16 protein-coding genes are annotated in these 13,848 nt (G+C 41.7%); 1 reads left to right on the top strand and 15 read right to left on the bottom strand.

What is annotated here, in order from left to right; all coding sequences use genetic code 11:
- Nucleotides 1-6 precede the first annotated feature (6 nt).
- Nucleotides 7-786: a CdaR family protein gene (locus QMQ21_RS06735; RefSeq protein WP_033686543.1), complete on the bottom strand. Its 780-nt coding sequence runs from the start codon at nucleotides 784-786 to the stop codon at nucleotides 7-9.
- On the bottom strand, nucleotides 773-1,630 hold the full coding sequence (gene cdaA / locus QMQ21_RS06740; protein WP_001011069.1) for a diadenylate cyclase CdaA: 858 nt from the start codon (nucleotides 1,628-1,630) through the stop codon (nucleotides 773-775). Before cdaA ends, QMQ21_RS06735 begins: the two co-directional genes overlap by 14 nt.
- A gap of 243 nt (nucleotides 1,631-1,873) precedes the next feature.
- Between cdaA and QMQ21_RS06745 the strand changes: the two genes are divergently transcribed.
- A complete protein-coding gene (locus QMQ21_RS06745) occupies nucleotides 1,874-2,842 on the top strand; it encodes an NAD(P)/FAD-dependent oxidoreductase (RefSeq protein ID WP_000081015.1) in 969 nt (322 codons plus the stop codon).
- 423 nt (nucleotides 2,843-3,265) lie between these two features.
- Here the strand turns inward: QMQ21_RS06745 and whiA are convergent, their stop codons facing one another.
- The 13 genes from whiA to QMQ21_RS06810 form a co-directional block, all read right to left on the bottom strand.
- A complete protein-coding gene (gene whiA / locus QMQ21_RS06750; protein WP_004257845.1) occupies nucleotides 3,266-4,177 on the bottom strand; it encodes a DNA-binding protein WhiA in 912 nt (303 codons plus the stop codon).
- The gene (locus QMQ21_RS06755) at nucleotides 4,174-5,151 is read right to left on the bottom strand and encodes a YvcK family protein (RefSeq protein ID WP_023943688.1); all 978 of its coding nucleotides are present in this window, start codon (nucleotides 5,149-5,151) and stop codon (nucleotides 4,174-4,176) included. Before QMQ21_RS06755 ends, whiA begins: the two co-directional genes overlap by 4 nt.
- Nucleotides 5,148-6,038 (bottom strand): RNase adapter RapZ, encoded by an 891-nt coding sequence (gene rapZ, locus QMQ21_RS06760; protein ID WP_094753754.1) that lies wholly within the window; start codon nucleotides 6,036-6,038, stop codon nucleotides 5,148-5,150. The genes QMQ21_RS06755 and rapZ overlap by 4 nt, the downstream gene beginning before the upstream one ends.
- Nucleotides 6,039-6,089: 51 nt before the next feature.
- Nucleotides 6,090-6,470, bottom strand: a complete 381-nt coding sequence (locus QMQ21_RS06765; protein WP_033685401.1) for a RidA family protein — start codon at nucleotides 6,468-6,470, stop codon at nucleotides 6,090-6,092.
- 10 nt (nucleotides 6,471-6,480) lie between these two features.
- The gene (yihA, locus tag QMQ21_RS06770) at nucleotides 6,481-7,068 is read right to left on the bottom strand and encodes a ribosome biogenesis GTP-binding protein YihA/YsxC (RefSeq protein ID WP_000405202.1); all 588 of its coding nucleotides are present in this window, start codon (nucleotides 7,066-7,068) and stop codon (nucleotides 6,481-6,483) included.
- Between the two features lie 8 nt (nucleotides 7,069-7,076).
- Nucleotides 7,077-8,309 carry an ATP-dependent Clp protease ATP-binding subunit ClpX gene (gene clpX, locus QMQ21_RS06775; protein ID WP_012972566.1) on the bottom strand — a complete coding sequence of 411 codons (1,233 nt, stop codon included), beginning with the start codon at nucleotides 8,307-8,309 and terminating at the stop codon, nucleotides 7,077-7,079.
- Between the two features lie 36 nt (nucleotides 8,310-8,345).
- Nucleotides 8,346-8,516, bottom strand: a complete 171-nt coding sequence (locus QMQ21_RS06780; protein WP_000442260.1) for a hypothetical protein — start codon at nucleotides 8,514-8,516, stop codon at nucleotides 8,346-8,348.
- Nucleotides 8,516-9,022: a dihydrofolate reductase gene (locus tag QMQ21_RS06785; RefSeq protein WP_049516327.1), complete on the bottom strand. Its 507-nt coding sequence runs from the start codon at nucleotides 9,020-9,022 to the stop codon at nucleotides 8,516-8,518. The genes QMQ21_RS06780 and QMQ21_RS06785 overlap by 1 nt, the downstream gene beginning before the upstream one ends.
- Nucleotides 9,023-9,153: 131 nt before the next feature.
- A complete protein-coding gene (locus tag QMQ21_RS06790; protein WP_000229882.1) occupies nucleotides 9,154-9,672 on the bottom strand; it encodes a Dps family protein in 519 nt (172 codons plus the stop codon).
- A 325-nt stretch (nucleotides 9,673-9,997) separates the two neighbouring features.
- Nucleotides 9,998-10,462, bottom strand: a complete 465-nt coding sequence (tnpA, locus tag QMQ21_RS06795) for an IS200/IS605 family transposase (protein ID WP_033686116.1) — start codon at nucleotides 10,460-10,462, stop codon at nucleotides 9,998-10,000.
- Nucleotides 10,463-10,660: 198 nt separating this feature from the next.
- Nucleotides 10,661-12,271, bottom strand: coding sequence for a GH25 family lysozyme (lytC, locus tag QMQ21_RS06800; protein ID WP_203212939.1), 1,611 nt, complete (start codon nucleotides 12,269-12,271; stop codon nucleotides 10,661-10,663).
- Between the two features lie 37 nt (nucleotides 12,272-12,308).
- The gene (tpiA, locus tag QMQ21_RS06805) at nucleotides 12,309-13,067 is read right to left on the bottom strand and encodes a triose-phosphate isomerase (protein WP_261035043.1); all 759 of its coding nucleotides are present in this window, start codon (nucleotides 13,065-13,067) and stop codon (nucleotides 12,309-12,311) included.
- A gap of 97 nt (nucleotides 13,068-13,164) precedes the next feature.
- Nucleotides 13,165-13,842, bottom strand: coding sequence for a DnaD domain-containing protein (locus QMQ21_RS06810; RefSeq protein ID WP_042750436.1), 678 nt, complete (start codon nucleotides 13,840-13,842; stop codon nucleotides 13,165-13,167).
- Nucleotides 13,843-13,848 lie beyond the last annotated feature (6 nt).

Genomic DNA, 13,848 nt, shown 5'->3' on the forward strand with positions numbered 1-13,848 from the left:
CTATTTTTAATTCGTTTTTGAACTAGTTGCTTTCGATGACGAAGATGTCTCCGACGAACTGCTTGTTGTTGAATTTGATGTACTTGAACTTGGTGCTACTGGTTTTGTAGTCACCTTCATTGTTGTGTCGAACGGAGTAATAACTGCCGGTAAGACAACACCATTACGGTCGATTGCCTGCAAAGGTACCGAACCACTGTAATTACCTGTTATGCGTTCGCTGGTTGGTAAAAGTGCAATAATTTTGTCAATCTTAGCTAATGTTTCTTGGTCAGTTGTGACCGAAACGCGTTCATTTGACACGGTTACACTATCAAGTTGTAGCTTCGGATCAATCTGGCTTTGGTCAACTTGTGGCACAACAATCATCCCATCTCGTTTAACCTTCTTCCCAACTTTCACTGTAATCTTTTGAGGCGTTGCCACAGCAGTCAATCCACTTGGAAGATTTTCAATATTTAAGGGAACTTCAATTGTTCCAATACTGGCATCCGTCAAATCAGCAGTTACCTTAAACTTACGAGTGCTCTCCTGCATTTCGCTGGCCAAGGTCACACGATTAGCTCCGGTTAATACCACTGAAACTTCTGATGCAAATCCGCTAATGAAATACTGTTCATTATCATAGTGGATATCGATAGGAACGTTCGTTATCGTATTGGTGTAGGTTTCTGATTTGACCTGCCTTGCGGTATTGCTATTTTGAAAGTTGGTTGACGTTGCATAGATAAATAAGACACAAGCAAAAAAAAGAGATGAGATGATATATAGACTATTTTTTCTCATATTTCCAACCTCCTAGCAAACGGTCCTTGAAACTGACTTTTTCCTCAACAGCTGGCAAAAGAATTGCTCGTAGCTCTGCTTCAAATTCTTCAATCGTCAAGTCGTGCTTGAAAACACCGTTATAGGTAATAGAAATGCCTCCTGTTTCCTCTGAGACGATGAAGGTCAAGGCATCGGATACTTCTGACAAACCGATAGCCGCCCGGTGTCTGGTCCCAAATTCCTTGGAAATCCCTGTGCTTTCTGTCAAGGGAAGATAGGCAGAGGTTACTGCTATTCGATTTTCTCTGATAATCACAGCACCATCGTGTAGGGGAGTGTTGGGGATAAAGATATTAATAAGGAGTTCAGCTGAAATATTGGCATCCAAAGGAATCCCTGTCGCAATGTATTCTTGTAAGGTCCGAACTCGTTGGATGGCAACCAGAGCACCAATCTTACGAGGACTCATATATTCAACCGACTTGACAAAGGCACGAATCATTTGCTCCTCTGCACTAATTTGAGCAGTAGAAAAGAAATCTGTCGCCCTTCCCAAGCGTTCCAAACCAGTCCGAATCTCTGGAGAGAAGATAACAACCGCAGCAATAACCCCATAGGTGATAATCTGATTAATCAACCAAGAAATCGTTGTTAAATCAAGGATATTGGCCACAACCTGGGCTAATACAAAGATCACGACCCCACGCACCAAAATCATAATCTTGGTGCCAGCTATCGCTTTTGTAAAACGATATAAAATATAGGCCACAATCAAAATATCAAACAGATTGATGGCAATACTCCAAGGACTAGAAAACAAGCTAGTCCAATATTGCAGGTTGGATAATTGTTGAAAGTTCATCTGCTGTCTCCTCTCTGTCCAAACACGTTCCTTTCTATTATACCATTTTTCTGACATTTTTTTCCCTATCCTACTTCATTTTAAATTAAAGAAAAAATATGATAAAATAAACTGATACTCAATGAAAATCAAAGAGCAAACTAGGAAGCTAGCCGCAGGCTGTACTTGAGTACGGTAAGGCGACGCTGACGTGGTTTGAAGAGATTTTCGAAGAGTATGACTAGAAAAAACAAAGGAGAAACCATGTCTCAACTCTATGATATTACCATTGTAGGTGGTGGTCCTGTCGGTCTTTTTGCGGCCTTCTATGCCCACCTACGCCAAGCCAAGGTTCAAATCATCGACTCTCTTCCCCAACTAGGTGGACAACCTGCTATTCTCTACCCTGAAAAGGAAATTTTAGACGTCCCGGGTTTCCCAAACCTGACTGGAGAAGAGTTGACTAACCGTCTAATCGAGCAATTAAATGGCTTTGATACCCCTATTCATCTCAACGAAACGGTTCTTGAGATTGAAAAACAAGAAGAAGGATTTGTCATCACAACTTCTAAAGGAAGTCATCTGTCTAAAACTGTTATCATTGCTATGGGGGGTGGTGCCTTCAAACCACGTCCGCTGGAACTAGAAGGCGTTGAGGGCTATGAAAATATCCACTACCACGTTTCTAACATTCAGCAATATGCTGGTAAGAAAGTGACGATTCTGGGTGGTGGGGACTCAGCTGTTGATTGGGCTTTGGCTTTTGAAAAAATTGCACCAACTACCCTTGTTCACCGCAGAGATAATTTCCGCGCCTTGGAACACAGTGTCCAAGCTTTGCAGGAATCTTCTGTGATCATCAAGACACCATTCGTCCCTAGCCAACTCCTTGGAGATGGAAAAACACTCGATAAACTTGAAATCACAAAAGTCAAATCTGATGAAACAGAAACTATTGACCTAGACCACCTCTTTGTCAACTATGGTTTCAAATCTTCTGTTGGTAACCTTAAAAACTGGGGTCTGGACCTCAACCGTCACAAGATTATCGTCAATAGCAAGCAAGAATCTAGCCAAGCAGGTATCTATGCTATCGGTGACTGTTGCTACTATGACGGAAAAATTGATCTGATTGCGACAGGGCTTGGAGAAGCACCAACCGCTGTTAACAATGCCATTAACTACATCGACCCAGAACAAAAAGTACAACCAAAACACTCTACTAGTTTATAGAAAAAGAACCACGAGTCACATAGGATTCGTGGTTTTATAGTTCATCGGCTAATTTGTTAGCTCATATTTCCCCCTTCTTTAACAAAAATAAAAATGCCTATCAAACTGATAAAACATGTGATATAATAGGGACGGCACTAACAATACGCCTTGGAAAAGGAGGTATTACAGATGCTAGAACTTCTCAAAATAGTACTTATCGCAGTCATCGAGAGTATCATCTCATGGCTGGTGACTCGTTGGTTAGACGATCACTTCGACAAGTAACCTTCCTGGTTAGTGCTATCTAACCCAGAAAAAAATCCCCTCAGTATTGCAGTACCGAGGGGATTTCTGTTAGCACTAAAATGCTAGAACTTCTCAATTCCCCTTTATTATCTCACATACTCTATTTAATTGTCAAGAAAGAGGTGTTTTATATCTTTATAACTCATCGGCTATCTTATTGATTTTTCTGAGTCTGTGGTTAACACCACTTTTGGTCAGAGGAGTGCTGAGACTATCTGCTAACTGCTGGATAGAGTAATCTGGGTGCTGAATTCGCAACTGCGCTACCTCCTGCAAATCTACTGGTAGATTTTCTAGGCCCATGATATCTTTGATTTTACTGATATTGTTGATGGTCTTCATGCTGGCAGAAACTGTCCGAGCAATATTCGCCGTTTCAGCATTATTAGCACGATTAAGGTCGTTACGGGTTTCTCGTAAAATCTTAACTCGCTCAAAATCATCACGCGCCTTCATGGCTCCGATGACAATCAAGAAGTCCATAATATCTTCGGCTCGCTGGAGATAGGTCACAGCTCCCTTCTTACGCTCAAGAACCTTAGCATCCAGTAAAAACTGCTGGAGAAGAGAGGCAATCCCTTGCGCGTGGTCCAAATAAACAGAACTGATTTCCAACTGGTACTTACCTGACTCAGGGTCACGAATGCTTCCATTTGCCAAGAAAGCACCACAGAGATAGGCACGACCTGCTTCCTCGTCTGATAAAATCTCCTCGTCAATACCTGTTTCCAGACCAAAGAAGGAGTCTGCCAAGTGCAAATCACTCAATAAGTCCTGCACCTTTTCATCTGTAAAAACGGTATAGACCCGATTCTTACGAAGATTGCTCCGTTGGTGGTGTCGGATTTCCGATTTGATTTCGTAGAAATGGAGAAAGGACTCATAGAGGTGCCGAGCCAGTTTGGCATTTTCTGTCACGACAGACAAGGTCAAGCCCGAAGTCGAAAGACCGATGCTACCAGACATCTTGATAATGGCAGATAATTCATGCCGGCTCAGATGGTGCTGACCTAGAATTTCTTCTTTTACTGCTACTGTGAAACTCATTTTCTCACCTTTATAATGCGCATCAACTCATCCACGATCAAATCTCCATCGTGGAAGGCACCCCCATTTTCCAGACGAAGGAAGTTGGATGAAATCACACGCGGAACTTGCTTACAAAGACCAGCAAAATCATGTTCCACCTGCACCAAGTATTCATCAAAACGGTTGGAATTCATGTATTCCTGAGGCACTTTTTCGATATTCACCAAGACAGTGTCGATAAAAGGTCGGCCAAGGTGACGATGCAAGACTTCCACATGGTCACTATCTGTAAAGTGTTCCGTCTCCCCACGTTGGGTCATGATATTGCAGACATAGGCGATTTCTGCCTTGGTTTCCAAAAGCGCCTGCCCGATTTCCTTAATCACGATATTGGGCAAAATCGAGGTAAAGAGAGAACCAGGTCCGAGGACAATCATGTCACTTTCAAGAATGGTCTGCACTACTCGACGGCTAGCCAGAGGCGTATCATCATTGAGGGTATTGGTCACATAGACATGGTCAATCATGCCTGGATGGTCTGCAATATGACTCTCTCCAGCCACTTCTGTCCCATCCTGAAAGACTGCGTGTAGGGTCAAAGGATGGTCACTGGAAGGATAAATCTTTCCAGTTGTATGGAAAAATTTGCTCAGCAACTGCATGGCATTGTAGGTCGAACCCTGCATTTCTGACAGGCCAGCGATAATGAGATTGCCCAATGGATGGCCAGCAAAGGCTCCAGCATCTTCAGAGAAGCGATACTGAAAGACTTTCTCATAGAATTTAGGCATATCCGACATGGCCACAAGGACATTACGGAGATCGCCTGGCGGTGTCAACTGCTGCATATTTTTTCTGAGTTCACCTGAAGAACCACCATCATCTGCCACCGTTACGATAGCTGCGATTTCCACATCTTTTTCCCGCAGACTCTTAAGAATGACAGGAATCCCAGTCCCTCCACCAATCACCGTTATCTTTGGTTTTCTCATGAACGGTTTACCGTTTCCTTTCTTCGGTCTTTGTCGCGATGCCCTTCATTAACAGGCCAATTCTTGGATAAGTCCTGCGCCAAGCGTTTAGCAAAGGCCACACTACGGTGTTGCCCACCCGTACAACCCATGGCAATGGTCAAAACGGACTTACCTTCCTTTTGGTAACTTGGCAAAATCGGCTCAATCAAGGCCAATAAATGTTGATAGAAGTCTTCTGACTCAGGATGGTTCATGACATAATCATAAACAGGTTCATCCACACCCGTTTGGTTTCTCAGTTCTGGAAGATAATATGGATTTGGCAAGAATCGGACATCAAAAACTAAATCCGCATCAATTGGGATTCCGTATTTAAAGCCAAAAGACATAACTTCAATACGGAAAGACTGAGCTTTCTCTTGATCAGAAAACTGCTCTGCAATGGTTTTACGCAGCTCACGAGGAGTCAGTTCAGTCGTATCCACCACATTTTGGCTCATGTTTTTCAAAGGCGCCAAGAGCTCACGCTCCAGTTTTATTCCATCCAAAATCCGTCCATCTGCAGCTAGAGGGTGACTTCGTCTAGTTTCCTTGTAACGCGCGACCAATTCCTTATCAGCTGCATCCAAAAAGAGAATTTTAAAGTCCAGTTCTTCCTTGTTTTCCAACTCATCCAAAACAGTTTGAATCTCGGAAAAGAAAGAACGGCTACGCATATCCACTACCAAGGCCAACTTATGGTCGTCTTCCTTTGTTTCCACCAACTGCAAAAACTTAGGCAAGAGAGCTGGCGGCATATTATCAATAGTGAAATATCCCAAATCCTCGAAAGACTGAATGGCTACAGTTTTCCCTGCACCACTCATCCCTGTCACAATCACCAAGTGAAGTTGTTTCTTTGTCATCTTTTTCTCCTTATATCAAAAGAAGTTTGGCAGAACCAAACTTCAACTAGCTTATCCAATCTCTGCGATGACTTCGATTTCGACTTTTACATTACGAGGAAGACGAGCTACCTCCACAGCTGAACGAGCTGGAAATTCCTCTTTAAAGGCCGTTTGGTAAACCTCGTTAAAAGGAACAAAGTCGTTCATATCACTCAAGAAACAAGTTGTTTTGACAACATGGTCAAAGTCAGTTCCTGCCTCTGCCAAAATAGCACCGATGTTTTTCAAGACTTGTTCTGTCTGTTCTTGGATCGTTTCTCCAACGATTTCCCCAGTTTCAGGAGATAGGGGAACTTGACCACTAGCAAACAAAAGGTTGCCAACGATTTTTCCTTGAACATATGGTCCAATAGCCTTTGGAGCTTTGTCTGTATGAATTGTTTTTGCCATTTTCTTTTCCTCACAATTTTTCTAAGATTGCATCCCAAGCTTCATCCATCCCTGCCTTGCTGACAGATGAAAAGAGGATAAAGTCGTCACTTGGGTCAAAGTTTAATTTCTTTTTGATTGCTGATTCGTGCTTGTTCCATTTACCACGTGGAATCTTGTCTGCCTTGGTCGCCACAATGATGACTGGAATCTCATAATACTTAAGAAATTCGTACATCTGCACATCATCTGCTGACGGGTCATGACGAAGGTCAACTAGACTGACCACTGCACGGAGATTTTCCCGAGTCGTTAGGTACTCCTCAATCATGCGCCCCCACTTTTCACGTTCCTTTTTAGAAACACGGGCATAGCCATAACCAGGCACATCCACAAAGCGCATCTTATCATCGATATTAAAGAAGTTCAGGAGCTGGGTTTTACCAGGTTTACCTGATGTTCGGGCTAGATTCTTGCGGTTCAGCATGGTATTGATAAAGCTAGATTTACCAACATTTGAACGCCCTGCTAGAGCAATCTCTGGCAGTTCATCCTGCGGATAGTGGGATTTATTAGCCGCACTGAGCAAGATTTCAGCATTGTGTGTATTGATTTCCATAGTCACCTCTAGGCTGTTTCCAAGATTGGTTTATCCGTTCCATCGACAGCTTCTTTTGTGATGCGAACCAATTTCACATTTTCCTGACTCGGTACTTCAAACATGACGTCTAGCATGGTTTCTTCAATAATTGAGCGAAGACCACGCGCACCTGTCTTCCGTTCGATGGCCTTATTGGCGATTTCTTGAAGGGCTTCGTCGTCAAATTCCAACTCGACATCATCATAAGAAAGCAAGGTTTGATATTGTTTAACCAAGGCATTTCTTGGCTCTTTCAAGATACGAACCAAGTCATCAACCGTCAATTGCTCAAGAGCAGCAAAGACAGGCAAACGTCCAATCAACTCAGGGATAATACCAAATTTTTGAATATCTTCTGCGATGATTTCTTGCATGTAAGAGCTGTTTTCATCAATCGCTTTATTGTTTTGACCAAATCCGATAACCTTTTCACCCAGACGTTGTTTGACGATTTCTTCAATACCATCAAAGGCACCACCCACGATGAAGAGGATATTTTTAGTATCCACTTGAATCATCTCTTGTTGTGGATGTTTACGTCCACCTTGAGGCGGTACGCTGGCAACTGTTCCCTCGATAATCTTAAGAAGGGCTTGTTGCACCCCTTCACCAGAAACGTCACGTGTGATCGATACGTTCTCGCTCTTCTTAGCAATCTTGTCAATTTCATCCACATAGATAATGCCACGCTCTGCACGTTCAATGTTAAAGTCAGCAGCCTGCAATAGTTTGAGGAGGATATTTTCCACGTCCTCACCCACATAACCAGCCTCAGTAAGAGCTGTTGCATCCGCAATCGCAAAAGGCACATTCAAGCTCTTAGCCAAGGTCTGGGCCAGGAAAGTTTTCCCTGAACCAGTTGGGCCAATCATCAAGATATTTGACTTCTGCAAATCCACATCTTCTGACTCTTCACGCGTATCGTGGAAATTGATGCGTTTGTAGTGGTTGTAAACTGCCACTGCCAAGGCACGTTTGGCACGATCTTGACCAATTACATAGTGGTTCAAGATATGGAGGAGTTCGATTGGTTTTGGAACTTCAGACAAGTCTGCCAAGACTTCTTCCGCCAACTCCTCACGAATGATTTCCTGGGCTAACTCCACACATTCATTACAGATAAAGGCGTTGTTACCTGCGATTATTTTTTGTACTTCTTCTTGGCTTTTGCCACAAAATGAGCAATAAACCATCATATCATTATTCCTATTTGTAGGCATGATTTCCTTCCGTTCTATTCTATACTGTCATTCTATCTAAAATAAGGTCATGTAAAAAGCATGGATACTATTGACCAAATTGGTAAAGGCATTTAACCAGAGCAGGACAGAAAGCCCATAACGCTTTTTACGAAAAGCCTGTGCTCCTGCAAGTAAGCAGACCAAACACAGCATGGCTGTGAAAAAACCAAATATACTACGTTCCATTAGACTTCCTTTCTCTTGCGGTATTGGATGGTAAAATCATAAGGGTTTTTCTCATCTTTGGTATAGGATTTGCTTGAAACTGTCTCAAAAAGGGACAAGTCAAACTCTTCAGGGAAATAGGTATCTCCCTCCACCCGAGCATGAATTTGAGTCACAATCACTTCATCAAGGTAGGGTTCAAAAGCCTGAAAAATCTGCTTTCCACCAATAATATAGAGATTCTTTTCTTGAGCCTGATACCAGTCCAAGACAGACTGGACATCATAAAAAGTAGTAACCCCATATATCTTTTCTTCTGGATTACGAGTCAAAATCAAGGTCTCCCGTTTTGGAAGCAAGCGACGCCCCATCCCATCAAAGGTCACGCGCCCCATCAAGATAGCATGATTCAGAGTTGTTTCTTTGAAGTGTTGCAGTTCTGCTGGCAAATGCCAAGGCAGACGACTGTCCTTACCAATCACACCCTCTTCATCCTGGGCCCAAATAGCTACGATTTTCTTAGTCATGCTTCCATCCTTTTCACTGATAGTACTATTTTATCAAAAAACTCAAAAAAAGACTGGTTTGGAATAGCTTACAGAATAGAAAAAAATCTGTAAGAGGCATCCTACAGATTTTTATATGATTATTCTATTTCTTACAAACCAGGTGCTTGTCCAAGTTCTGCGGCAAGCATCCAGATTGTTTTATCAGTTTCAGTTTTAGCATCTGTAAAGATACCGTTTGTCACATCGTCACCTTCTTCATCAGTAACATCCAAACCTTTTTGGAAGAGTTCTGACAAGTAACGGTAGATAGCAAGGACACGTTCCAAGCTTTCTTCAACATTACGGTATTCACCAGCTTCTTCTTCGATTTCACTGTTTTGAAGGAATTCTGTCAATGTAGAGAATGGGCTACCACCAAGTGTAATCAAGCGTTCGCTGATTTCATCCAATTGACCATCAAGAGCTTCCATGTACTCATCCATTTTTGGATGCCATACAAGAAAACCACGGCCACGCATGTACCAGTGTACTTGGTGCAAAGCTACATGGGCTACGTACAAATCAGCAACAGCTTGGTTCAATACTTCCTTTGTTTTTGCCAATGCTACTGGCGCTGCTTTTGTCAATGATGTTACGTCTTTTACTGCTTCTTTTTTCAATTCTACCATTTTATTTTACCTCATTCATTATTATTTGCAACCACTTCTTACTGGTTACTACCTTAGTATACTACTATGGAAAACCAATAGCAAGCCAAATGACTCACATGAGAAAAGTTGCAATAGACTGATAATTTAAGAATTTTTTAGAATGAAATCCAGTCACTTTCAAACTCTCTTAACAGAGATAAAATCATGACCACCCGTCAAACGGGTGGTTTGTCCCAGGGCTATAAGCCCAAATTACCAGCCAGCGCCTAAAGACGCTGGCTTTCACTTTGTTCAAGCCTCATTGCTCTTGACTCGTCACTTGCCTCTCAAAGAGGCTTTAGTATTACTTACCACTATCCCTAAAGGGATCCTCATATTCTTTTACACTTAATTTATCTAGTGCTATATCATGCTTTTCCTGTTCTTGAATATATTTCTTAATTGTGGCTTCATTAAGCCCTACTGTACTCACATAATAACCTTCCGCCCAGAAATGCCGATTCCCAAACTTGTACTTGAGATTGGCGTGTTTGTCAAACATCATGAGTGCACTTTTTCCTTTTAAATAACCCATGAAACTAGAAACACTTGTCCTTGGTGGAATACTGACTAACATGTGTACATGGTCTGGCATTAAGTGACCCTCGATAATTTCAACTCCTTTATAACTACATAAGCGATGAAATATTTCGCCTAAACTACTTCGATATTGATTATAGATGACTTTTCGTCTATACTTAGGGGTGAACACAATGTGATACTTACAGTGCCACTTTGTGTGCGATAAACTATGAGCCTTTTGTGCCATATTTTTCTCCTTTCGCTTTACAATTGGCTTGAACACCTTTATTGTATCGCGTTCGGAGTTTTTTTGGTATAACCTTCGACGCGCACCCGCATAGCGGGTGGTTTTTTTGTCTCGCACCTAACGGAGCGAGACGGACTAATAGTCACATAATAAAGAAAAGAGCATACAATTTGTAGGCTCTTTTCTAAGTTTTACATCTTAATACCAGACGCTAACATCAACATGACCCCGAATCCCTTTAAGAGAGTCAGATGAAGTATATTGCCATCCTTTTTCTCCTGAATAATGAGGATTGTTCCAATCAAGCGCATCCGTATAGGCAGCAACCCAGTTTACATGTTGTAAAATATTTGGATGATTCAAACGAGTTTGCAAAAGTTGACGATAGCTATAAACTTTCACGTTTTGATAACCAGCATGCTTCATGGTTTCCATATACTTATTGATAATTTTAACCCAAGTAGTTGTATCTGTCGGTGCTTTCTTAGATTTATTTTCATATTCCCAATTTTCAACATCATAGTAGATTGGATAAGACAAGTTCATTTTATATTTCTTCAAAAGTTCAATGGTCTGTTTAGCATCATTCTCAGCATCTGTTTCATTTTCTGCATAGGTATAAAGATAAACACCGTAAGGAATTCCAAGACGATTTAACTCCTTGATATTATGAGCCAATTCCTTGTCCTCAGTTCCACTATAGCCCAAACGAACAATGACTCCATCTACTCCATTATCATCGATGACTTTTTTCCAGTCACTGATACGACCATTGTGTTCACTGACATCAATAACCTTCTTAGCACGGTCAGTTCCGACCTGTTCTTCACGATGGTTAAAGAAATAACGGTGTCCATTTCGATAAACCCAACCAACATTCAAGGCTTTCTTTTCTTTCAGTTCCCCTGAATCAGCAAAAGTATAACGAGTATCGTCCATAATTAACTCACCTGTTGCCATAGCACCACTTTCAGTAAGATAGTAGTCCCCATGCCACTCATCTTGAGCCATGTACCCCCACTTCTTGAAATAGTACCACTTGCCATCTACCTTTTGCCACTGTTCATTAGCATAAGAACCATCAGACTTCAGGTAGAAATAAGAAGAATAAGTTGGATCATAAAGCCATTCATTTTGCATCATAACACCTTGACCATTCAAGAAATAATTTCCTTGCCACTGACTTTTAGCCATATAGCCCCACTTCTTGAAATAGTACCATTTGCCATTGATTTTCTGCCATTCTTGTTCTGCATAAGAACCATCTGCCTTGAGGTAGAACCAGCTCTTATAATTGTTATCGTAAACCCATTCATTTTTAGCCATGTAACCACCCGCTTTGAGGTAATAGTTTCCATGCCATTCTTTTTGAGCATAACGACCATCTGCTTTTATATAGAACCAACTATTGTAGCTAGTATCGAAAATCCATTCACTCTTAGCTTTTGAACCATCTGCTTTTACATAGAAGTCACCTTCCCAATGTGCTGATGTTGAATTTGGCTTACTTTCTTCTTTTTGACTACTAGCTCGCGTCTCTTTTACTTCTTCCTTTTTCTCTGGACGCTGACTAGAAGAAGTCTCAACCTTTTTCTCTTCTTCTTTTTGACTTGTAGTCGTTTCTGATTTCTTTTCTTCTACCTTACTAGAAGAAGCTTGAACACTGCTTTCTTCCGAAGATGCTTTCGCTTCAGCTTCATTTGCAGCCACCTGATTAACGATCAATCCAAGCAAAAAGGCACTTGCTAATCCAATTTTTCCAATCTTTGTTTTCAATCTTTCCTCCCTTATAAAAAATGGAACAGACATCTGAATGCTGTTCCACCTAGCTTTTGCTACTTACCAATTATTTTACAAAATCAAGCAATGCCAAGAAGCTTTCAGCTTCAAGTGACGCACCACCTACAAGGGCACCGTCAACGTCTGGGCAAGCCATGTATGAAGCAACGTTTTCAGGTTTAACAGAACCACCGTATTGAACACGAACTTTGTCCGCAACTTCTTTACCAAAGTCAGCAGCTACAACGTCACGAACAACTTTACACATTTTTTGTGCGTCATCTTGTGAAGCTGATTTACCAGTACCGATAGCCCAGATTGGCTCATAAGCGATAACTGAGGCAGCAACTTGTTCAGCAGTCAATCCAGCCAATGCAGCAGATACTTGAGCACCTACAAATTCAGCAGCTTTACCAGCTTCGTAAGTTTCAAGTGACTCACCACAACAGATGATTGGAAGCATACCGTTTGCAAAGATTGCTTTTGCTTTTTTGTTGATATCTTCGTCAGTTTCATGGAAGTAGTCACGGCGTTCTGAGTGACCGATAACAACGTAGTCAGTACCGATTTCTTTCAAAACTTGTGGGCTTGTTTCACCAGTAAAAGCACCTGCATTTTCAAAGTAGCAGTTTTGAGCAGCAACTTTAAGATTTGAACCTTTTGCAGCAGCAAGAACAGTTGTCAAATCAAGAGCTGGAGCTGCGATACCTGCTTCAACAAGATCTGATGAAGGAAGTTTTAATGCAACTGCTTCAACGAATGCTTTAGCTTCTTCTGGATTTTTGTTCATTTTCCAGTTACCAGCGATAAATGGTTTACGTGACATTTCACATACCTCTTTTTTCAATTTATTTTCTATTTATTTTATCACAATTAGACACAGCTTGCAAATCTTACTCGGATTTCAAGCCTGTTTACATGGATTAATCCTTCCAAAGATCCATGGCATTTCTGAAATCTGCAGATACCTGTGTCAACTGAGGGTTGCTTGCTTCTCTCTCTGCCCGTTTAGCCTCGATTTGAGCCACACTTTTGATCCCTTCATGGCGCCAATTTCTCAAAATCGCCTGAATGTACTTCCAGTTTGGTTTCCCATTCAAAACCGCTTCACGAAGAGCTTCCTTAATCAAGTCAGCACTGGTTCCATCTTCCTTAAGGGTCTTGGTCAAATCCTCAATCTCAAAAGGCGTCAACAAGCGTCCCAACTCCTGCTGGAAGGTCTCTACCAAATCCTTGAGCTGGTTTTGAGGGGTCAACTGGTCTGAACTTGAATGAACTGCTCCAAGCAGGTCATCCAAACGTTCCAATGCCAAACTAGCATCAAAAAGCAATTCGATTTCGCCATTCAATTCAATCGTTCGATACTGAAGCAGCCCCCTCTCCGTCAGATTGGAAATAGCCTGATTGACATCCGAAATTTCCTTGCCAATCCTTTCAGCAATCTGGCTTGGGGACATTTCTTCCAAACCTGTCGTATTTTGCAAATAGAAAAATTGCCAGACCAGAAAATCGTCGCTGGACGGAAAGAGTTCCTTAAAATGCAAGAGCAGGGCACTCGGTAAAACCAAGTTCCCTGATTTAAAAGCGTCTAAATATGTCATAATTCC

Source organism: Streptococcus bouchesdurhonensis (assembly GCF_948472335.1).